Raw genomic sequence first — 20,925 nt, 5'->3', positions numbered from 1 at the left:
TTCCGCGGTCTCAGCGGGCCTTCCGCAGCCCGTCGAAGGCCAGGTGGACGACGGTCTCGGCGAGCTGGTCGCGCTCCGTCTGGTCCGGATGCGGCCGGTACCACTCCACCAGCGAGTTGATCATGCCGAAGAGGAGCCGGGTCGCGAGCCGGATGTCCACGTCGGACCGCAGGTCGCCGTCGGCCGCCGCCGCCCCGAGCAGTTCCGCCACCCGGTGGTCGAACTCCCGGCGGCGCTCCATCGCCCACCGCTCGGTCGCCGTGTTGCCCCGCACCCGCAGCAGCAGCGTCACGTACGGCAGCTCCGCTATCAGCACCTCGACGGTCCGCCGGGTCACGTACTCGACCCGCTCCACCGCCCGGCCGCGCTGCGCGTCCGGCTCGTCGAGGACCGCGAAGAGCCCGTCGAGCGCCCGGCTGACCGCCCGCCGCAGCAGCTCCTCCTTGCCCGCCACGTGGTGGTAGATCGACGACTTGGAGATCCCGGCCGCCTTGGACAGGTGCTCCATGGACGTGCCGTCGTACCCGCGCTCGTTGAAGACCTTCACCGCGACCGAGAGCAGCGTCTCGGGGGTGTAGGTGTCGCGTCTGGCCGTGGTCATCTCATGCACCGTCCATCTCGGCGTAGGTCCGGCGGTAGAGCGCCAGGGAGGGCGCGTACCGTCCGGTGGGCACCCGCGCGTGCAGCTCGTCGAGGAGTTCGTGGGCCCACGCGGGGCCGAGCCGGCCGCTCCACTCGACCGGGCCCACCGGGTAGTTGACGCCCAGCCTCATCGCGGTGTCGATGTCCTCGGCGGAGGCGACGCCCTTGGCGACGGCGTCGGCGGCGAGGTCGATCAGCATCGCCACCGTGCGGGCGACGATCATGCCGGGGACGTCCCCGATGACGCTGACCTTCTTGCCGAGCGCCTGGAACAGGCCGATCGCTTCGCGCACGGTCTCCCGGGACGTGGTCCCGGAGGCCGAGAGCACGGCCCTGGTCGCCGTCCGGTAGTCGAGGGCGAGGTCGAAGTAGACGACGTCGCGGAACTCGACCGAGGTCTGGCCGTCGGCGAGCACCAGCTGTCCCCCGCCCGGGAGCAGGATGCGGGTGCCCCGGTCCTCCTCCGTCTCGTCCACCGCGATCCCGGCCTCGCGGGCCAGGGCGATCAGTTCCCGGGCCGGGCCGAGGTCGCCCTCGACGGTGATCCGCCCGGGCGCCGGCGCCGGCTCCGCGGTGTGCGGCTCGGGCCGCCGCGCGCCCTCCGCGTACGGGTACCAGCCGTGCCCCGACTTGCGGCCCAGCCGCCCCGACTCCACCAGCCGCCGCTGCGCCAGCGACGGCGTGAACTTCGGGTCCTGGAAGAAGGACTCCCACACGGAGCGGGTCACGGCCTCGTTGACGTCCTGCCCGATCAGGTCGGTCAGCTCGAAGGGGCCCATCCGGAAGCCGCCGCACTCGCGCAGCGCGGCGTCGATGGTGGCCGGGTCGGCGCCGCCCTCCTCGTACACGCGGAAGGCCTCCGCGTAGAAGGGGCGGGCGATGCGGTTGACGATGAAGCCGGGGGTGTCGGCGCACCGCACCGGCGTCTTGCCCCACGCCTCGACGGTCGCGTACGCGCGCGTGACGGCGGTCTCCTCGGTGGCGAAGCCGCGGACGACCTCGACGAGGGGGAGCAGCGGCGCCGGGTTGAAGAAGTGCAGGCCGACGAAGCGGCCGGGCAGCCGCAGCCCCCCGGCGATGGCGGTGACGGAGAGCGAGGAGGTGTTGGTGGCGAGGAGGGCGTCGTCGCGGACGACCTTCTCCAGGTCGGCGAAGAGCCGCTGCTTGACCGCCAGGTCCTCCACGATCGCCTCGACGACAAGCGCCGCGTCGGCGAGCTCGGACGGGTCCTCCGCGGCGTGCAGCCGCCCGGCGGCGGCCTCGCGCGCGGCGGCGTCCAGCCGTCCCTTCTCGACGAGCCGGTCCAGGCGGGCCCCGATCGCGGCGACGGCCTCGGCGGCCCGGCCCGGGGCGCTGTCGTAGAGCCGCACCGGATGCCCGGCGACCAGCGCCACCTGCGCGATCCCCTGGCCCATGGTGCCGGTGCCGACGACGGCCACGGTCCGGTCCCGCCCGATCGCTTCGTCCATGGTGGCGCTCCCCCTGCCGGTCCCGTTGGTGTGCGCGGTGGCGCCCGTGTCAGCGCTCATAGGAGTGATCCTCCCCGATGGGTTTTCCACAGGACCGACGGACCCCCTTGTCCCGACCGATCGTTCGGTTACTCTAACTCCGTACGTGTCTCCCTGCCCAGCTCGACGAGGAGTTGGTCCACTCATGGCCACCGCCCAGCCGACCACCGACGTTCTGGCCGAGAAGCACCGGTCCACGCTCGATCAGGCCCTCGCCACCATCCGCAGCCGCGCCTACTGGTCGCCGTACCCGGAGCACCCGAAGGCCTACGGGTCGGACGGCTCGCTGGACGCGGCCGCCGGCCTCGCCGCCCACCAGGCGGTGCTGAACGGCCGCTTCGACCTCGACCAGCCGGGCACCGACGGCTGGGCCGGCGACGAGGTCTCGCCGTACGGCCCCGCGCTGGGCGTCGAGTACCCGCACGTGGACATCGACGTGCTGCTGCCCGCGATGCGCGCCGGCCTGCCCGCCTGGCGCGACGCCGGACCCGAGACGCGCGCCCTGGTCTGCCTGGAGATCCTGGACCGGATCTCGGCCCGCACCCACGAGTTCGCCCACGCCGTCATGCACACCAGCGGCCAGGCGTTCATGATGGCGTTCCAGGCCGGCGGCCCGCACGCCCAGGACCGCGGCCTGGAAGCGGTGGCGTACGCGTACGAGGAGCAGACCCGCACCCCCGTCGGCCGGGCCGCCTGGTCCAAGCCGCAGGGCAAGCGGGACCCGCTGGAGATGAGCAAGGAGTTCACCCCCGTCGGCCGCGGCGTCGCCCTGCTCATCGGCTGCAACACCTTCCCGACGTGGAACGGCTACCCGGGCCTGTTCGCCTCCCTCGCCACGGGCAACGCGGTCCTGGTGAAGCCCCACCCGCGCGCGGTCCTCCCGCTCGCGCTGACCGTGCGGGTCGCCCGCGAGGTCCTCGCCGAGTCCGGCTTCGACCCGAACCTGGTGGCGCTGGCCGCCGAGCGGCCGGGCGAGGGCATCGCCAAGGACCTGGCCGTCCGCCCGGAGATCCGGATCATCGACTACACCGGCTCGACCGAATTCGGCGACTGGCTGGAGGCCAACGCCCGCCAGGCCCAGGTCTACACGGAGAAGGCCGGCGTCAACACGGTGCTGATCGACTCCACCGACGACTACAAGGGGATGCTGTCCAACCTGGCGTTCTCGCTGTCCCTGTACAGCGGCCAGATGTGCACCACCCCGCAGAACCTGCTGATCCCCCGCGACGGCATCAGCACCGACCAGGGCCCCAAGTCCTACGACGAGGTGGTGGCCGACCTGGCCGCCGCGGTCGGCGGCCTCCTCGGCGACGACGCCCGGGCCAACGCCCTGCTCGGCGCCCTGGTCAACCCGGACGTGAAGGCCCGCCTGGAGGCGGCCGCCGGGCTGGGCGAGGTGGCCCTGGCCTCCCGCGAGGTGACCAACCCGGACTTCCCGGAGGCGGTCGTCCGCACCCCGGTCGTGGTGAAGCTGGACGGCACCAAGCCGGACGCGGAGGCCGCGTACCTCTCCGAGTGCTTCGGCCCGGTCTCCTTCGCCGTCTCGGTCGACTCCACGGCCGACGGCCTGGAGCTGCTGCGGCGCACGATCCGCGACAAGGGCGCGATGACGGTCGGCGCGTACACGACCTCCGCCGACGTCGAGCGGGCCGTGGAGGAGATCTGTCTGGAGGAGTCGGCGCAGCTCTCGCTCAACCTGACGGGCGGGGTGTACGTGAACCAGACGGCCGCGTTCTCCGACTTCCACGGCTCGGGCGGCAACCCGGCGGCGAACGCGGCGCTGTGCGACGGCGCCTTCGTCTCCAACCGCTTCCGCGTGATCGAGGTGCGCCGCCAGGCGTGAGCCGGGCTCCCCGCGGAGGTCCTACCGGGCCTCCGCGGTCCCCTCGGCGCCCGGGATCTCCGCGTAGCGCTGCACCCACGCGTGCATGGCGATCGCGGCGGCCGCCCCGGCGTTGATCGACCGGGTGGAGCCGAACTGGGCGATCGAGCAGACCGTCCGCACGTGGCGGCGGGCCTCCTCGGTCAGTCCCGGCCCCTCCTGGCCGAAGAGCAGCACACAGCGGCGGGGCAGCACGGTCCGCTCCAGCGGCACCGAGCCCGGCAGGTTGTCGATGCCGATGATCGGCAGGTCCTCGGCCGCCGCCCAGGCGGTGAGCGCCTCGGTGTCGGGGTGGTGCCGCACGTGCTGGTACCGGTCGGTGACCATGGCGCCGCGCCGGTTCCAGCGCCGCCGCCCCACGATGTGCACCTCCTTGGCGAGGAAGGCGTTGGCGGTCCGCACCACCGACCCGATGTTGAAGTCGTGGCCCCAGTTCTCCACGGCCACGTGGAAGTCGTGCCGGCGGGTGTCGAGGTCGGCGACGATCGCCTCCCGCGTCCAGTACCGGTACGCGTCCACGACGTTGCGCCGGTCGCCCTCGGCCAGCAGCTCGCGGTCGTAGCGCGGGTCCTCGGGCCACGGCCCGGGGTGCGGGCCGACGCCGATCTCGGGGCCGTAGCCCTCGTCGTACTGGATCGGCTCGGCCCCGGCCGGCGCGGGGTGTTCTTCGGTGGTGCTCACCCGACGAGGGTACGGGCAGCGTCCTCGCCGCCGGACTTCCCGCCGGCCCCCTCCCCGCCGTCCTCACCGCCGGCCCCGGCCCGCGGGGGCGGCTCCGCGGCGGGCGTCCGCCGCAGCAGCCGGTCCCGGCCCCGGGCCACGCGCGCGCCCAGCCACACCAGGAAGACGGTGGGCAGGAAGACGGCGTCGGCGGCGATCATCGCGAGCGAGAAGGCGGGCAGGCCCAGCAGGAGCGCGATCCCCGCGTGCTCCAGCATCATCGCGACGAGCAGGACGTTCTTCACCTTGCGGTGGAAGAGCGTGAACGGGAAGGCGACCTGCACGATCACCGTGCCGTAGCTGAGCAGCATGACCGCGATGCCGCTGGAGGCGAGGAGCTCGGAGAGCGCCGGCCAGGGCGTGAAGTAGTCCAGGTGCAGCGGGTAGAAGAGCGCGGTGCCGTCCTGCCAGCGCGACCCCTGGATCTTGTACCAGCCGGCGGTGGCGTAGATCAGGCAGACCTCGGCCATGAGGACCGTGAGCGCCGCGTTGTGGGTGAGGTTCGCGAGCACGTCGAGCAGGGTGCGGGGCTCGCCGGGCGCGTACTGCTCCACCAGCCACCACAGGCCCTGGCCGAGCCACAGCACCCACAGCAGCACGTACATCCACCACTCGCCGGTGACCGGGCTGAACCAGGTCGCGGCGACCAGGAAGCCGCCGAGGACGACCCAGAGGACCGGTCCGGCGAGCTCCACCCGCCCGGCGGCCGCCTCGCCCCGGGCGGCCCTGCGGGCGGCCCGCCGGGCGTCCAGGGACCACACCTGGCCGCAGCGGAGCAGGGTGAGGTAGATCGAGACGAGGTGCACCACGTTGTCCCCGCCGTCCCCGAGGAAGACGGACCGGTTCTGCAACGACAGCGCGCCGACCATGAACACCACCGAGACGGCCCGGGTGTGCCAGCCGACGAGCAGCAGCGCGGCGGCGACCACCGCGAGCCCGTAGACCACCTCGAACCAGAGCCGCCCGTCGGACCACATCAGGACCGTGAACGCCCGGTTGTCGCCGATCAGCCGGCGGGCCAGCTCGAACGACCAGGGTCCGTCGGGCCCGTACATCTCGTGCCGGTGCGGGAACTCCCGCACCAGGAAGAACAGCCAGGTCAGCGCGAAGCCGATGCGGACGATCGCGGTCTGGTACGGGCCCAGCGCGCGCGAGGTGACGGTCTGCGCCGCCCGGGCCAGCCTGCGGTCGAGGGGGACGCGGACCGGGGCCGCGGCCGGTCCGGGGAGGGGGGCGGTCATCGGCTCGTCTCCGTACGGCTGCGGTCGGCGTCGGTGATCTCCCACCAGGGCATGAGCCGGGTGTGGGGAGTGGTGGAGCGCTTCTCGGTGCTCCAGTGCGGGGCGGCCACGGGCCGGGCGATCCGGCGGATCTGGATCCGCTCCACCCTCCCTCCGACGTCCGCGCGCGCCCCGGGCCCCTCGATGCGGAGCAGCACGATGCGGCGCATGTACGCCTCCGAGAGCCGGCCGCGCATGCCCTTGGGGCGGCCCTCGTCGTCGTGCGCGTTGCCGTACCAGTCGATCGCCCGGCGCAGCAGGTTCTGCTGGGTGTGGCTGGGGAAGACGTTGCCCCGCACGTCCGCCGTGTCCTGGGCGGTGAGGTCGATCCAGCCGGTGGTGCGGCCGGCGCCGTCGGCGCCGACGACCTCGGCGCGGACCTCGACCGACACGTTCTGCTGGAGCGGGTTGGGCGCGAAGAGCTTCCAGTTCTGCTCGAACTCGGGGTAGATCCAGTCGTCGACGGCCTGGCCGTGCCGCTGGGTGACCGTGTTCGACGGCGCCACGTGCAGGAACACCATCGCCAGGTGCAGACAGGCGAGGACGGCCAGGGCGGCGAGCGCCACCGCGGCCACCACCTGGTACGGCAGGGACAGCGCCAGGATCCCCCCGGTCGGCCGCCGTTCCGCGCTGCCGTCGATGTGCGCGCTCATCCCACCCCGATCCCGGGCTTCCCCACCCGATCCCGTTCCCACCGGTGACCCGCTCCTGTGCGCCCCGAACGGCGCAGGCGGTTATCCACAGGGTTGACACCATACGGGCCGCCGACCCACCATTGAAGTCATTCAACCGAACGATCGGTCGGTAGGGAGTGCGATGACGACAGGGACGGCAGGGGCGGCAGGGACCGTGGAGGCGCCCGGCGGAGACGTCGCCGACGCGGCGGCGCAGGCCGCCCACGAGGCGGTGTTCGACGCCGCCGTCGCCGCCGACGAGCGCATCGAACCGCGCGACTGGATGCCGGAGGCGTACCGCGCCACCCTCATCCGCCAGATCGCGCAGCACGCCCACTCCGAGATCATCGGCATGCAGCCCGAGGCCAACTGGATCACCCGCGCGCCCTCCCTGCGCCGCAAGGCCATCCTCATGGCCAAGGTCCAGGACGAGGCCGGCCACGGCCTGTACCTCTACAGCGCCGCCGAGACCCTCGGCGTCAGCCGCGACGAGCTCCTCGACAAGCTCCACTCCGGCCGCCAGAAGTACTCCTCGATCTTCAACTACCCCACGCTCACCTGGGCCGACGTCGGCGCCATCGGCTGGCTCGTGGACGGCGCCGCCATCACCAACCAGGTCCCCCTCTGCCGCTGCTCCTACGGCCCGTACGCCCGGGCGATGGTCCGCGTCTGCAAGGAGGAGTCCTTCCACCAGCGCCAGGGGTACGAAGCCCTGCTCGCCCTCTCCCGCGGCACCGAGGCCCAGCACGCCATGGCCCAGGACGCGGTGGACCGCTGGTGGTGGCCGTCCCTGATGATGTTCGGCCCGCCCGACGACGAGTCGGCGCACTCCGCCCAGTCGATGGCCTGGAAGATCAAGCGCCACTCCAACGACGAACTGCGCCAGCGCTTCGTCGACATCGCCGTCCCGCAGGCCGAGGCCCTCGGCCTCACCCTCCCCGACCCCGACCTGAAGTGGAACGAGGAGCGCGGGCACTACGACTTCGGCCCCATCGACTGGGCCGAGTTCTGGGACGTCCTCAAGGGCAACGGCCCCTGCAACGACCAGCGGATCACCAAGCGCCGCCAGGCACACGAGGACGGCGCCTGGGTCAGAGAGGCCGCCGCGGCCTACGCGCGCAAGCACACCGGACAGCACGGGGAGGCACAGGCATGAGCAGCGACACATGGCCCCTGTGGGAGGTGTTCGTGCGCTCCCGCCGAGGGCTCTCCCACACCCACGCCGGCAGCCTCCACGCCCCCGACGCGGAAATGGCCCTGCGCAACGCCCGGGACCTCTACACCCGCCGGATGGAGGGCGTCTCGATCTGGGTCGTCCCCTCCACCGCCGTCACCGCCTCCTCCCCGGACGAGAAGGACCCCTTCTTCGAGCCGGCCGCCGACAAGCCCTACCGGCACCCGACCTTCTACGAGATCCCGGAGGGGGTGAAGCACCTGTGACCGCCACGGACACCACCGGCACCACCGCGGGCGTCGCCACGGCCCCGGCCGCCGACCCCGCCGTCACCGCCGCGGCCCTCGCCCTCGGCGACGACGCCCTCGTCCTCGCCCAGCGCCTGGGGGAGTGGGCGGGCAGCGCCCCCGTCCTGGAGGAGGAGGTCGCCCTCGCCAACATCGCGCTCGACCTCCTCGGCCAGGCCCGCGTCCTCCTCTCCCTCGCCGGCGACGAGGACGAACTCGCCTTCCTCCGCGAGGAGCGCGCCTTCCGCAACCTCCAGCTGGTCGAGCAGCCCAACGGCGACTTCGCCCACACCATCGCCCGCCAGCTGTACTTCTCCACCTACCAGCGGCTGCTCTACGCGGCCCTGGCCGCGACCGACGGCCCCCTCGCCGGACTCGCCGCCAAGGCCGTCAAGGAAGTCGCCTACCACCAGGACCACGCCGAGCACTGGACCCTCCGCCTCGGCGACGGCACCGACGAGAGCCGGCGCCGCATGCAGACCGCCTGCGACGCCCTCTGGCGGTACACCGGCGAGCCCTTCCAGCCCCTCGACGGCCTCGGCGTGGACACCGCCGCCCTCGAAGCGCCCTGGCTCGACTCCGTCACCGCCGTCCTCACCCGCGCCGGCCTCACCGTCCCCACCGGGCCCCGCACCGGCGCCTGGAGCGCCGGAGCCGGCCGCCAGGGCCTCCACACCGAGTCCTTCGGCCGGATGCTCGCCGAGATGCAGCACCTGCACCGCAGCCACCCGGGGGCGACATGGTGACCACCGCCCCCGCCGCCACGGGAACCCCCACCCCGCTCGAAGAGGAACTGGCCAGGATCGCCGGCGCCGTCCCCGACCCCGAGCTGCCCGTCCTCACCCTCGCCGAACTCGGCGTGCTCCGCGGCGTCCACGTCACCGGCCCCGGCCGCGTCGAGGTCGCCCTCACCCCCACCTACACCGGCTGCCCCGCCGTCGAGACGATGTCCACCGACATCGAGCACGCCCTCCACGAGCACGGCATCCCCGAGGTCACCGTCGTCACCGTCCTCGCCCCCGCCTGGTCCACCGACGACATCAGCGAGGAAGGCCGCCGCAAACTCACCGAGTTCGGCATCGCCCCGCCCCGCCCGCAGGGCCCGGCCGGCGGCCCCGTCCCCCTCACCCTCGCCATCCGCTGCCCCCACTGCGGCTCCACCGAGACCGAGCTCCTCAGCCGCTTCTCCTCCACCGCCTGCAAGGCCCTGCGCCGCTGCACCGCCTGCCGCGAGCCCTTCGACCACTTCAAGGAGCTGTAGATGTTCCACCCGCTCCCGGTGAGCCGGGTCGAACGGCTCACCGACGACTCCGTGGCCGTCACCTTCGCGGTCCCCGAAGAGCTCCACGAGACCTTCCGCCACCGTCCCGGCCAGCACCTCGCGCTGCGCCGCACCGACGAGACCGGCCAGGAGATCCGCCGCACCTACTCGATCTGCTCCCCCGCCGCCCCGGCCGGCGAGCGGCCCGAACTCCGCGTCGGCATCCGCCTCGTCGACGGCGGCGCCTTCTCCACCTGGGCCCTCAAGGAACTCGCCCCCGGACACACCGTCGACGTCATGGCCCCCACCGGCCGGTTCGTCCTCGACCCGCGCCCCGGGCACTTCGCCGCCGTCGCCGGCGGCAGCGGCATCACCCCGGTGCTCTCCATGGCCGCCACCCTCCTCGACCGCGAACCCGGGGCCCGGTTCTGCCTGATCCGCAGCGACCGCACCGCCGCCTCCACGATGTTCCTCGACGAGGTCGCCGAGCTGAAGGACCGTCATCCGGACCGCTTCCAGCTCGTCACCGTTCTCTCCCGCGAGGAACAGCAGGCCGGCCTCCCCTCCGGCCGCCTCGACCAGGACCGGCTCGCCGGCCTCCTGCCCGCCCTCCTCCCGGTCGGCACCATCGACGGCTGGTTCCTCTGCGGCCCCTACGGCCTCGTCCAGGGCGCCGAGCGGGCCCTGCGCGACCTCGGCGTCGACCGCGCCCGGATCCACCAGGAGATCTTCCACGTCGACGACGGCTCGGGCCCCGCGCCCGTCCCCACCGCCGACACCCCCGCCCACGCCATCCTCACGGCCACCCTCCACGGCCGCTCCGGCACCTGGCCCGTCGAGCGCGGCGAAACCCTCCTCGACACCGTCCTGCGCGCCCGCGCCGACGCCCCGTACGCCTGCAAGGGCGGCGTCTGCGGCACCTGCCGCGCCTTCCTCGTCGGCGGCGAGGTCCGCATGGACCGCAACTTCGCCCTCGAACCGGAGGAGACCGACGCCGGCTACGTCCTGGCCTGCCAGTCCCATCCCGCCACCCCCGACGTGGAGCTGGACTTCGACCGCTGAGCCCATTCCCTTCCGCTAGAACCTGTTCTATCTTGACGGCCCGTCAGAAGACGGTCTCCTGACGGGCCGCCGGAAGAGCACGGGACAGCGACGGAAGGACAGGGCCATGGACTTCACGTTCACCGAGGAGCAGCAGGCGGCCGCGGAGACGGCCCGTACCGTCTTCGCCGACGTCGCGCCCGACGCCGTGCCCAGCCCCGCCCTCACCCCGACCGCCGTCGCCGACGATCTCGACCGCCCCCTGTGGCGACGCCTCGCCGCCACCGACCTCCTCGGGCTCCTCGTCGCCCCGGAGCACGGCGGCACCGGCCTCGACCCCGTCGCCCTCTGCCTGGTCCTGCGCGAGTCGGCCCGCGTCCTGGCCCGCGTCCCCCTCCTGGAGACCGCCGCCGTCGCCCACGTCCTCCAGCACCACGCCCCGGCCGGCACCGCCGCCGCCCTCCTGCCCGAGGTCACCGCCGGCCGGCTCGTCCTCACCGCCGCCGCCCACGGCACCACCGGCCACGAACCCGCCGAGCGGGCCGTCACCGCCCGCCACGACGGCACCCGCTGGATCCTCGACGGCACCACCGACCACGTCCCGTGGGCCCACCACGCCGACCTGACCGCCGTCCCCGCCCGCACCGCCGACGGCCGCGCGGTCCTCGCCCTGCTCCCCCGCGACCACCCGGGGCTCGCCCTCGACGCCCAGTACGGCACCCACGGCGAGCGCCTCGCCCGGCTCCGCCTCGACGCCGTACGCCTCGACGCCGACCGCGTCCTCGACTCCGCCGACGCCTGGCCGGCGCTCCGCGCCCTGCTCACCACCGGGACCTGCGCGCTCGCCCTGGGCCTCGGCGAGCAGGTCCTCACCATGACCAGCCAGTACACCGGCAAGCGCGAACAGTTCGGCCACCCCGTGGCCACCTTCCAGGCCGTCGCCGTCCAGACCGCCGACCGCTACATCGACCTCCGCGCCATGGAGGCCACCCTCTGGCAGGCCGCCTGGCGCGTCACCACCGCCGTCGACGCGCCGCTGCCCGCCGAGGCGGACCTCGCCGTCGCCAAGATCTGGGCCGCGGAGGGCGTACGCCGGGTCGTCCAGACCGCCCAGCACCTGCACGGCGGCTTCGGCGCCGACACCGACTACCCCCTGCACCGCTACCACGCCTGGGCCAAGTACCTCGAACTCTCCCTCGGCCCGGCAGCCGCCCACGAGGAGGCCCTCGGCGACCTCATCGCCGCCCACCCCCTGGACTGACCCCTACGGCACGCCTCGGCTCAGGCGACGAACCCGGGCCCGTTGTCCGCCACCACCGGACGCCCGGCGCCCTCCCAGGCCACCATCCCGCCGTCCACGTTCACCGCGTCGTACCCCTGCTGCACCAGGTACTGCGTGACCTGCGCCGACCGGCCGCCCACCCGGCACATCACATAGGCGCGGCCGCGCTCGGCCAGCACCTCGCCGACCTCGGCGAACCGGGCCACGAAGTCGCTCATCGGCACGTGCAGCGCGCCCTCGACCCGCCCGGCCGCCCACTCGTCGTCCTCCCGCACGTCCAGCACCAGGGCATCGGCGGGCACGGACGCGGCGGGCACCGACGGAAGCGGGGCGAAACTCATGACACTGACCTTCTCTCGTGTACGGCGGGCACGGGGGTACGACGGGACCGCCCCGCCCGGAAAACCTACTGCACCAGCGCGGCCAGCTCGGCCTCACGCTCGGAGACCTGGCCGCGCAGCTGCTCGGCGATCTCCTCGAGGAGGCGGTCCGGGTCCTCCGGCGCCAGCCGCAGCATCGAACCGATCGCGCTCTCCTCCAGCTCCCGCGCCAGCACCGACAGCAGGTCCTTGCGCTGGGCCAGCCACTCCAGCCGCGCGTACAGCTCCTCGCTCTCGCTCAGCCGCTCCTCGGCCGGCGCCGGACCCGCCTCCCACTCGTCGGCGAGCTCCCGCAGCAGCCCCTCGTCGCCCCGCGCGTAGGCGGCGTTCACGCGGGTGATGAACTCCTCCCGCCGCTTCCGCTCGTCCTCCTCCCGCGCCAGGTCGGGATGGGCCTTGCGGGCCAGCTCGCGGTAGAGCCGACGAACCTCCTCGCTGGGCCGCACCCGCCGCGGCGGCCGCACGGACCGCTCGGTCAGCATCGCGGACGCCTCGGGGGAGAGGCCGTCGGAGTCGATCCAGTCGTCGAAGAGGACCTCCACCCCCGGCAGCGGCATCACCGCGGCCCGCGCCTCCCGCGCCCGCCGTACGTCCTCCGGGTCCCCGGTCCGCGCGGCCCGCGCCTCCGCGATCGACGCGTCCAGCTCGTCGAGCCGCGCGTACATCGGCCCCAGCTTCTCGTGGTGCAGCCGCGAGAAGTTCTCCACCTCGACCCGGAAGGTCTCCACGGCGATCTCGAACTCGATCAGCGCCTGCTCGGCCACCCGAACAGCCCGCTCCAACCGAGCCTCCGGCCGCTCGCCCTCAGCCCCGGACTCCTCAGCCGAAGCCTGCCCGTCCAAGTGGGCTTCCTGCCCGTCCAGACCGGTTTCCCGCCCGTCCGAGCCGGCCTCCCGACCGCCCGCCCCAGACGCCTGCCCGTCCGAACCGGCCTCCCGACCGCCCGCACCGGGCTCCCGGCCCTGGCCATCGCCTTCGCCCCGGGCCTGACCCTGGTCCTGGGCCTGGCCCTGGCCCTGGGCCTGGTCCTGATCCCGGCCCTGGCTCTGGCTCTGGTCCTCGCTCACGTTCACGCCCGCTCACGTCCTCGTTCCGGCCCGACCCATCAAGCCTAGGTCCTCACCGGGGGCCCCTCCCCCCCCCTCCCTCCCCTCCCCTTCCCCCCGATTTCCGGTGCGCCGCCGAGCACCCGACCGCCAGAGGCCCGGTCCCGACACCAGACGCCCGGTCCCGACGCCAGGCAGGCGCCCGGCTCCGCCGTCAGACGCCCAGCTCCGCCGCCATGCGGCCGGTGCGGATCGCCGTGAGCAGGTCGGCGTGGTCCGCGGTGGTGCGGTCGGCGTAGGCGACCGCGAAGGCGGCGACGGCCTCGTCGAACTCCTCGCTCTTGCCGCAGTAGCCGGCTATGAGGCGCGGGTCGGCGCTGTGGGCGTGGGCGCGGGCGAGGAGGGCGCCGGTCATGCGGCCGTAGTCGTCGACCTGGTCGGCGGTGAGCGCGGCGGGGTCGACGCTGCCCTTGCGGTTGCGGAACTGGCGCACCTGGAAGGGGCGCCCGTCGACGGTGGTCCAGCCGAGCAGGATGTCGCTGACGACCTGCATGCGCTTCTGGCCGAGGACGACCCGGCGGCCCTCGTGGCCGGGGTCGGGGACGGCGAACCCGGCAGCGGGCAGGTGCGGCAGGAGTACGGACGGCCGGGCTTCCTTCACCTGGAGGACGAGCGGTTCGCCGCGGTGGTCGAGGAGCAGGACGACATAGGAGCGGGTGCCGACGCTGCCGGTGCCGACGACCCGGAAGGCGACGTCGTGGACGGCGTACCGGGCGAGGAGCGGGCGGCGGTCCTCGGAGACGGTCTCCAGGTAGTCGCCGAGGGCGGCGGTGACGGCGGCGGCCTCGGCGTCCGGGACCCGGCGCAGGACCGGGGGCGCGTCGACGAAGCGGCGTCCGCCGCCTTCGGCGTCGGCGACGGCCTCGGTGGAGCGGGCGGCGAACCGGGCGCTGGTGTTGTTGCGGGCCTTGGCGGAGACGCGCTCCAGGGTGCCGAGGAGGTCGCGGGCGTCGGTGTGGGAGACGAGCTCCTCGTCGGGTATCGCGTTCCACGCGTCGAGGGCGGGGAGGCGGGCGAGGAGGCGCATGGTGCGCCGGTAGGCGCCGACGGTGTCGAAGGCGGCGGCCCGGCAGGTGTCCTCGTCGGCGCCGACGACGCGGCCGGCGAGGACGAGGGAGGTGGCGAGCCGCTTGAGGTCCCATTCCCAGGGTCCGACGGCGGTCTCGTCGAAGTCGTTGAGGTCCATCACGAGCCGGCCGCGGGCATCGCCGTAGAGGCCGAAGTTGGCGGCGTGGGCGTCGCCGCAGAGCTGGGCGGCGATGCCGGTGACGGGGGTGCCGACGAGGTCGTGGGCCATGAGGCCGGCGGAGCCGCGCAGGAAGGCGAAGGGGTTGGCGGCCATGCGGCCGACGCGGATGGGGGTGAGCTCGGGGACGCGCCCGCGGCTGGACTCCTCGACGGCGCGGACGGCGTCGGGCCGCCCGGCGGGGAGGGCGAGGTCCGCGTGGGAGGAGCGGGGGACGGCGGCCCGCAGCTGCTTGCCGCGGGCCCTGGGGGAGTGCTCCGCCGTGCCGCGCCGGGCGAATCCGGCCACGTGCGGGATGCGCTCCCCGTCCGTTCCTCCACGCTGTCCCGGCACAACGGCCTGGATCTCGTCCATGGGACGACCTCCCCCGATGACTGGCTCGGCGCCTGATGCGCCGACTGATCCGATGACTGGTTCGCCGCCTTTCGACGACTTCCGGGCCTGACGGTACAGCCGGTCCTGATCAGCCGTCTCCCCCTGTGGACAACGACCTGTGGACAACCCTCGGCCCCCTGGTCAGACGGCCACGGCCTCCTCCATCTCCTCCTCCGCCTCCTCCGCGGCGGCCTTCTCCAGGGCGGCCTTCTCCGAGGCGGCGGTGTTCCGCCGGGCCTCGGTGCGGCCGGCGAGGGCGACGAGGACGACTCCGGCGAGGAACCAGAGGGCGAGGACGAGGACGTTGCCGCCGAGGGCGTGTCCGTCGAAGTAGACGTGGCCGCGGATGCCCTCGACGAGGCCGGCGCCGTTCCAGAAGGCGTGCAGGGAGCCGAAGAAGCCGGGCTGGAGCTCGGGCCGGTAGATGCCGCCGGAGCTCGTGAAGTTGAGCATGACGAAGAGGACCATCACGCCGAGCGTGGTCCAGCGGCGGAGGTAGGTGTGGAGGCCGATGCCGATGAGGAGGATGCCGGCGGCGTAGAGCCAGGAGAGCGCCCAGACGCCGGCGAGACCGTGGTCGACCAGGTGGAAGACGGGCCCGGCGAAGAGGGTGCCGATGAGGCTGACGGCGAGGGAGGTGCCGGCGGCGACGAGGGCGCGGATCCGCATGGGGAGGGCGGCTCCCGCGGCGCCGATGACGGCGACCGAGGCGTAGGCGCCGATGCTGACGGCGACGAGGAGGAAGAAGACGCCCTGGCCGGTGGGGTCGCCGGAGGCGGTGGGGGCGAGGTCGGTGACCTTGAGGGGGGCGTCCTGACCGGCCGCGACCTTGGTGAAGACCTTCTCGACGGCCATGGCGCTGGTGTCGGAGGAGGCGGAGGCGACGAGGAGTTCGGGGTGGTCGCCGGGGATGTAGGCGCCGTAGCTGTCCTGCTGGCGGAGGGCGGTGGCGGCGGTGGCGCGGTCGGGGACGGTACGGACGTCGAGGGCGCCGTCGGCCTGGTCCTGGAGGGTCTGGGCGAGGACCTGGGTGGTGGGCCCGGAGCCGACGACGTCGACGCGGAGGTCGTGGGGCTGGGGGGCGTGGAAGGCGCCGAGGTAGGCGAGGCCCATGCCGAGGCACATGAGGAGGGGGGTGAGGAGGTGCCCGAGGACGTGTCGCAGGGCGCCGGCGGTGGGGTTCGGTCCTGTGGACACCGTGACCTCCGAAGACAGTGGTTGGCATTTACAACTAAATAACCGTTGTACTATACAACCGAAATCCCGTGGGGGGCGAGCTCGGCAAGGGAGCCCACATGTCCGACGCCGGTACCGAGGCGCCGCGCGAGGCGTCCGTGGACGTCATCCAGCGCGAGCTGACGGCCTTCGCGCGCCGGGCCCGCGCCGCCGCGGCCCGCGTCCACCCGGAGATCCCGCTGGTCTCGTACACGCTCCTGTCCCACATCGAGGACCGGCGCGGCTGCCGTGCCACGGATCTCGCGGCGCACTACCTGCTGGACAAGTCCACGGTCAGCCGTCAGCTGGCGGGCCTGGAGAAGCTGGGCCTGGTGGAGCGCCGGCCCGCCCCCGAGGACCACCGGGTGCAGGTGCTGCACCCGACCGAGGCCGGTCTCGCGGTGCTCGCCACCGCCCAGGCCAACCGCCTCGCCGCCTACCGGGAACGCCTCCAGGACTGGTCGGACGAGGATCTGGCCCGCTTCGCCGGCTACCTCCTCCGCTACAACTCCGCAGGCCCCTCCCCCCTCCCCGACCCCAGCTGAGCCACCGCCCTCCGCCGCCCCGCAGTCCGCGCGCCTACAGCCCCGCGTCGCGGGCGAGGAGGGCCGCCTGGACGCGGTTCTCGCAGTTCAGCTTGGCGAGGATCCTGCTCACGTACGTCTTCACGGTGGCCTCGCTCATGTGCAGCCGACGGCCCGCGTCGGCGTTGGAGAGCCCTTCGCCGAGGAGGGCGAGGACCTCGCGCTCCTTCTCGCTGAGCGCCGCGATCCGCCTGCGGGCCTCTTCGGCGCGGGCGGCCTCGCGGCCGGAGGCGAGCCGTTCGACGACGTGCCGGGTCGCCGCCGGCGAGAGGTAGGCGTCGCCCGCGGCGGTGGCCCGGACCGCTCCGATGAGTTCGGCGGGCGCGGTGTCCTTCAGCAGGAAGCCGGCGCTGCCGTGCTCCAGCGCCCGGAGGACGTTCTCCCGCTCGCCGAACGTGGTGAGGACGATCACCCGGGCCGCCGGTGCGGCCCGGCGCAGCTCCGGGAGGGCGGAGAGCCCGTCGAGGAGCGGCATCTGGATGTCGAGCAGCACGACGTCGGGCGCGTGGGCGCGGGCCGCGTCGACGGCCTCCCGGCCGTTCGCGGCCTCCGCGACCACGTGGATGTCCGGATCGGAGTCGAGGATCATCCGGATCCCCATCCTGATCAGCGGTTCGTCGTCGGCGACGACGACCTTCACGGCCCGCCCGGACCGTCCCGCCTGCCCTGACAGCACTGCTCTCGTCCCCCCACGTTTCCGGTACGGGTCGGTCGTGACGCTACTGCCGCACCTCGTACGCCTTCTTCTCGATCAGCTTGCCGTCCTTGAAGCAGAACCGGAAAACGGGATCGACGTTGAAGTCGTCGCCCATCTCCGTGGAGAGCAGGGCGAGGCAGTCGGCGCCCCGCGGCTCGGGGGGCGCGCCCTCGCCCGTCGTGGCTATGTTCGCGAAGGAATCGCCGTCGGGCAGCATGGACCGGACCTCCTCCTCGTCCATGCCGACCTCGATCGACGCGTACTTGGCGGGTTCGACCATCGTGTCCTGAACGGATCCGACGAAGTAGGAGAGTCCGAAGCCGGCCGCGACGAGGAGGACGACGAGTGCCGCGAACGCGATGCCGCAGCCGATCGCGATCGATCCCCCGGTGCTCCGGGTCTTGCCCCCGCGCAGTGCCATCGCCAGCTCCCGTTCCGTGAAGGTCCAGTCGGGCTCTCCGACCGGTACGGAACGACCCTCGCCGCCGAAGGGCCCGGTGGACTGCTGCCGGAAGTCGTCGGCCGCGTCGACCAAAGGCGCCGCTTCGCCGGTCGGCGCGGAACCGTACGGCAGCATTCCGGCGACCCGGAAGCCTCCGCCGTCGGCCGGTCCCGCGTGGCACATGCCGCCGACGAGCCGGGCCCGTTCGGCGAGGCCGGCCAGTCCTTGGCCGCCGCTGACGACGTCCTTCGCGGGCCCTGTGGTCGGCTCCTCGTTGAAGATCTCGACGACGAAGGTGTCGGGCTCGTAGCGCAGTTCGACGCTGATGGGGGCGCCGGGCGCGTACTTGTAGGCGTTGGTGAGCGCTTCCTGGACCATGCGGTACGCGGCGTGCCCGGCGGCCGGTTCGAGTGGCCGCTCGTCTCCGATCTGCCGCAGTTCGACGCGGTTTCCGGCGGCGTGCGCGGAGGTGACGAGTCCTTCGATGCCGCGGATCCCCCGGGACGCCCGCCCGCTCTCGTCGCCGGCGGCCACCGGGCCGGTGTCGGGGTCGGGGGCCTCGGTGCCGTCCCGGAGTATGCCGACGACCTCCCGGAGTTCGTGCATGGCCGTCACGGACGCGTTCCGGAGCACACCGACGACCTCGCGCTGCCGGTCGTTCAGCTCGCGGTCGACCTCCAGGGCGCCGGTGTGCACGGCGATCAGGGCGAGTTGGTGGCCGAGGCTGTCGTGCATGTCCTGGGCGATGCGCTGCCGCTCCCGCAGCCGGGCGTTGCGGCCGATCATGGCCCGCTCGCGCACCAGCCGCAGGTTGCGCTCCTGGAGGGCGTGGAGGAGGGTGCGGCGCTGGGTCCAGTAGCGGTGGGCGAGTCCGGGGGCGAGGGTGGTGCCCAGGTAGTAGAGGGTCGCCATGAAGGCGAGGGTGAGCAGCCGCTGCTGGTCCCAGGTCTCGATCAGGGTGGCGCCGACGTTGAGGACGTAGGCGGCGATGAAGGCGTGCAGGGCCCGGCCGACGCCGACGATGTAGCCGCCGGCGGACCAGCCGAGGACGAGCATCAGAGGGCCGAGGCCGGGCACGAGGGGGGAGAGCGCGGCGGTGACGACGAGCACCGTGGCAGGAAGCCTCCGGCGCAGCAGCGACAGCACGGCCGAGGCGACGGCGACCGCGACGAGCTGCGCTCCCTCTCCGCCGAGCAGTTCCTCGGTGCCGGCGGCGAGCAGGGCGACGACGACGGCGAGGGCCGCCTCGCCGACGGTCCTGCGCCGTGACCATTCTCCGGCGGGCGCGAGCCATCTCCACGCGGCGGCCGTCCTGGCTCCGATCCCGCGCCCGGCCTCCGCCCCCGTCATGGTTTCCGCGCTCGTCGCGCTCGTCGCTTCCACCCTCGCACCCTAGGCAGCGCCGTCTCCCCCGGTCGTCCGCCTTTCGTCGCGGCCCTGCACGACGAAAGGAGCGGAGCGAGCCTCAGACCGAGGGCAGAAGCGAGAGCAGGAGTGGGAGTGGGAAGCGTCACATACGCCGGACAACGCGGAAGCCCCGTAGGTCTGGGACCTACGGGGCTTCCGTCTGGTGCGCGAGGGGGGAGTTGAACCCCCACGCCCTTGCGGGCACTGGAACCTGAATCCAGCGCGTCTGCCTATTCCGCCACCCGCGCATTGGGTGGTCTCCCGGTCTCTCACCTTTCGGTGGGAGCGCCTGGCGACATCTGAAGATTAGCACGTCGCGGACGGTGGATTCACATCCGTTGTTTCGGGCCCCCACGAGCAGAACAGGGAGAGGGGAGAGACCCGGCGGAAGGGGGAGGGAGACGGGGACCGAGAGGAGGACGGCCATGGCGACACCGAGCACCGAGCACCGACACCGACAAGGAGAAGCGGGCACCCCTCGGAAGAGTCCCCCACCGAAGAGCCCGCCCCACCGGAGACCCCAACCCTCCCCACCCACCCCTCCTCCCTCGCCTCCCCTCCCCCTCCCCGAGGGAGAAGTAAGGAGAAGAAGGAGAGAAGGGACACAGAGGAGAGAAGGGAGAGATCGGAGAGACGGGGGAGAAGCGGGAGGTTGCGGCGCCGGCCGCCCCGCTCGGCGCCCTCGCTCCCGCACTCCGCCCCTCCTGTCGGACAGCCGCGTGCGGGACACTGTCCACAGGCCCCCTCTACGATCCCTGGGGGGAGGGCCTGTGAGAGGTGACACTCGTCCACAGGGCAGAGAAGGGGAACCAGCCGATTTCCCGACGCGTGGATACGATCAGTAAGCAGTACCAGGACGGCAACGACGGAGGAGGTGCCCCATGGGAGTCCTGAAGCGTTTCGAGCAGCGTCTCGAAGGTCTGGTCAACGGCACCTTCGCCAAGGTGTTCAAGTCCGAGGTCCAGCCGGTCGAGATCGCCGGCGCGCTCCAGCGCGAGTGCGACAACAACGCGCAGATCTGGAACCGCGAGCGGACCGTCGTCCCCAACGACTTCATCGTGGAGCTGAGCGCGCCCGACTACGAGCGCCTGAGCCCCTACTCCGGCCAGCTGGGCGACGAGCTCGCCGGTCTGGTCCGGGACTACGCCAAGCAGCAGCGGTACACCTTCATGGGGCCGATCAAGGTCCACCTGGAGAAGGCCGACGACCTCGACACCGGCCTGTACCGGGTGCGCAGCCGTACGCTCGCGTCGAGCACGTCCCAGCCGCAGCCGCCGCACGGCGGGCAGCACCAGCAGCAGGGCCACGGCGGCGGTTACGGGTACCCGCAGGGGGCCCCGGCCGGCGCTCCGCCGATGCCGTCCTCCCCGCCGCCCGGTGCCGGCCCCCGGCCGCCCGCCGGCGGTCGCCCGCCCGTTCCCGGCGGCGCCCAGGTGCGCCGCTGGATCGAGATCAACGGCACGCGCCACCAGATCTCCCGCCCGACCCTGGTCCTCGGCCGCAGCACCGACGCGGACGTGAGGATCGACGATCCCGGCGTCTCCCGCCGGCACTGCGAGATCCGGACCGGAACGCCCTCGACGATCCAGGATCTCGGATCCACCAACGGCATCGTGGTGGACGGGCAGCACACCACCCGCGCTACGCTCCGCGACGGCTCGCGGATCGTCGTGGGCAGCACCACCATCGTTTACCGGCAAGCCGAAGGGTGAAGCGGGGGCA

At 73.2% G+C, this 20,925-nt stretch carries 20 protein-coding genes and 1 tRNA gene; 9 read left to right on the top strand and 12 right to left on the bottom strand.

Annotated elements, in window-relative coordinates:
• Window positions 1-10: 10 nt before the first annotated feature.
• A complete protein-coding gene (locus tag AB0E83_RS00870; protein ID WP_362104028.1) occupies window positions 11-601 on the bottom strand; it encodes a TetR/AcrR family transcriptional regulator in 591 nt (196 codons plus the stop codon).
• Window position 602: 1 nt separating this feature from the next.
• Window positions 603-2,111: a 3-hydroxyacyl-CoA dehydrogenase gene (locus AB0E83_RS00865; protein WP_362104270.1), complete on the bottom strand. Its 1,509-nt coding sequence runs from the start codon at window positions 2,109-2,111 to the stop codon at window positions 603-605.
• Window positions 2,112-2,295: 184 nt separating this feature from the next.
• Here AB0E83_RS00865 and paaN point away from each other — a divergent pair, with 184 nt between their 5' ends.
• Window positions 2,296-3,993 (top strand): phenylacetic acid degradation protein PaaN, encoded by a 1,698-nt coding sequence (paaN, locus tag AB0E83_RS00860; protein WP_362104026.1) that lies wholly within the window; start codon window positions 2,296-2,298, stop codon window positions 3,991-3,993.
• 21 nt (window positions 3,994-4,014) lie between these two features.
• Here the strand turns inward: paaN and AB0E83_RS00855 are convergent, their stop codons facing one another.
• The 3 genes from AB0E83_RS00855 to AB0E83_RS00845 are packed head-to-tail and all read right to left on the bottom strand — an operon-like array spanning window position 4,015 to window position 6,685.
• Window positions 4,015-4,713, bottom strand: a complete 699-nt coding sequence (locus tag AB0E83_RS00855; RefSeq protein WP_362104025.1) for a TrmH family RNA methyltransferase — start codon at window positions 4,711-4,713, stop codon at window positions 4,015-4,017.
• Window positions 4,710-5,993, bottom strand: coding sequence for an HTTM domain-containing protein (locus tag AB0E83_RS00850; protein WP_362104024.1), 1,284 nt, complete (start codon window positions 5,991-5,993; stop codon window positions 4,710-4,712). Before AB0E83_RS00850 ends, AB0E83_RS00855 begins: the two co-directional genes overlap by 4 nt.
• Complete coding sequence (locus AB0E83_RS00845; protein ID WP_362104022.1) at window positions 5,990-6,685, bottom strand: DUF5819 family protein; 696 nt, start codon at window positions 6,683-6,685, stop codon at window positions 5,990-5,992. Before AB0E83_RS00845 ends, AB0E83_RS00850 begins: the two co-directional genes overlap by 4 nt.
• 163 nt (window positions 6,686-6,848) lie before the next feature.
• On the opposite strand from AB0E83_RS00845, the gene paaA reads away from it, so the two are divergent.
• The 6 genes from paaA to AB0E83_RS00815 all read left to right on the top strand — a co-directional run bounded on the left by paaA (window position 6,849) and on the right by AB0E83_RS00815 (window position 11,730).
• Entirely contained in the window at window positions 6,849-7,862 is a 1,014-nt protein-coding gene (gene paaA / locus AB0E83_RS00840; RefSeq protein ID WP_362104020.1) for a 1,2-phenylacetyl-CoA epoxidase subunit PaaA, read from the top strand.
• A complete protein-coding gene (gene paaB, locus AB0E83_RS00835; RefSeq protein WP_362104018.1) occupies window positions 7,859-8,146 on the top strand; it encodes a 1,2-phenylacetyl-CoA epoxidase subunit PaaB in 288 nt (95 codons plus the stop codon). The genes paaA and paaB overlap by 4 nt, the downstream gene beginning before the upstream one ends.
• Complete coding sequence (gene paaC, locus AB0E83_RS00830) at window positions 8,143-8,913, top strand: 1,2-phenylacetyl-CoA epoxidase subunit PaaC (RefSeq protein ID WP_362104016.1); 771 nt, start codon at window positions 8,143-8,145, stop codon at window positions 8,911-8,913. The genes paaB and paaC overlap by 4 nt, the downstream gene beginning before the upstream one ends.
• A complete protein-coding gene (paaD, locus tag AB0E83_RS00825) occupies window positions 8,907-9,428 on the top strand; it encodes a 1,2-phenylacetyl-CoA epoxidase subunit PaaD (protein ID WP_362104015.1) in 522 nt (173 codons plus the stop codon). The genes paaC and paaD overlap by 7 nt, the downstream gene beginning before the upstream one ends.
• Entirely contained in the window at window positions 9,429-10,490 is a 1,062-nt protein-coding gene (locus tag AB0E83_RS00820) for a 2Fe-2S iron-sulfur cluster-binding protein (protein WP_362104013.1), read from the top strand.
• Between the two features lie 106 nt (window positions 10,491-10,596).
• Window positions 10,597-11,730 (top strand): acyl-CoA dehydrogenase family protein, encoded by a 1,134-nt coding sequence (locus tag AB0E83_RS00815; RefSeq protein WP_362104011.1) that lies wholly within the window; start codon window positions 10,597-10,599, stop codon window positions 11,728-11,730.
• 20 nt (window positions 11,731-11,750) lie between these two features.
• Here the strand turns inward: AB0E83_RS00815 and AB0E83_RS00810 are convergent, their stop codons facing one another.
• The 4 genes from AB0E83_RS00810 to AB0E83_RS00795 all read right to left on the bottom strand — a co-directional run bounded on the left by AB0E83_RS00810 (window position 11,751) and on the right by AB0E83_RS00795 (window position 16,055).
• The gene (locus AB0E83_RS00810; protein ID WP_362104009.1) at window positions 11,751-12,092 is read right to left on the bottom strand and encodes a rhodanese-like domain-containing protein; all 342 of its coding nucleotides are present in this window, start codon (window positions 12,090-12,092) and stop codon (window positions 11,751-11,753) included.
• A 65-nt stretch (window positions 12,093-12,157) separates the two neighbouring features.
• A complete protein-coding gene (locus tag AB0E83_RS00805; RefSeq protein WP_362104007.1) occupies window positions 12,158-12,973 on the bottom strand; it encodes a hypothetical protein in 816 nt (271 codons plus the stop codon).
• 418 nt (window positions 12,974-13,391) lie between these two features.
• Window positions 13,392-14,837: a DUF2252 domain-containing protein gene (locus tag AB0E83_RS00800; protein WP_362104006.1), complete on the bottom strand. Its 1,446-nt coding sequence runs from the start codon at window positions 14,835-14,837 to the stop codon at window positions 13,392-13,394.
• A 162-nt stretch (window positions 14,838-14,999) separates the two neighbouring features.
• A complete protein-coding gene (locus AB0E83_RS00795; RefSeq protein ID WP_362104005.1) occupies window positions 15,000-16,055 on the bottom strand; it encodes a hypothetical protein in 1,056 nt (351 codons plus the stop codon).
• Between the two features lie 98 nt (window positions 16,056-16,153).
• Here AB0E83_RS00795 and AB0E83_RS00790 point away from each other — a divergent pair, with 98 nt between their 5' ends.
• On the top strand, window positions 16,154-16,618 hold the full coding sequence (locus AB0E83_RS00790) for a MarR family winged helix-turn-helix transcriptional regulator (protein ID WP_362104003.1): 465 nt from the start codon (window positions 16,154-16,156) through the stop codon (window positions 16,616-16,618).
• A 34-nt stretch (window positions 16,619-16,652) separates the two neighbouring features.
• On the opposite strand, the gene AB0E83_RS00785 is transcribed toward AB0E83_RS00790, so the two are convergent.
• From AB0E83_RS00785 to AB0E83_RS00775, 3 genes are all read right to left on the bottom strand, one after another.
• Entirely contained in the window at window positions 16,653-17,333 is a 681-nt protein-coding gene (locus AB0E83_RS00785; RefSeq protein ID WP_362104001.1) for a response regulator transcription factor, read from the bottom strand.
• Between the two features lie 43 nt (window positions 17,334-17,376).
• A complete protein-coding gene (locus AB0E83_RS00780; protein ID WP_362104268.1) occupies window positions 17,377-19,146 on the bottom strand; it encodes a histidine kinase in 1,770 nt (589 codons plus the stop codon).
• Between the two features lie 218 nt (window positions 19,147-19,364).
• A tRNA-Leu gene (locus AB0E83_RS00775) sits at window positions 19,365-19,451 on the bottom strand.
• Between the two features lie 633 nt (window positions 19,452-20,084).
• Here AB0E83_RS00775 and AB0E83_RS00770 point away from each other — a divergent pair.
• Window positions 20,085-20,915, top strand: coding sequence for a DUF3662 and FHA domain-containing protein (locus AB0E83_RS00770; RefSeq protein WP_362104000.1), 831 nt, complete (start codon window positions 20,085-20,087; stop codon window positions 20,913-20,915).
• Window positions 20,916-20,925: the final 10 nt, after the last annotated feature.

This window comes from Streptomyces sp. NPDC035033, assembly GCF_040636735.1.
Taxonomy (GTDB): domain Bacteria; phylum Actinomycetota; class Actinomycetes; order Streptomycetales; family Streptomycetaceae; genus Streptomyces.
The sequence above is the reverse complement of the archived record's forward strand: the minus strand, read 5'-3'. Positions and strand labels throughout refer to the sequence as shown.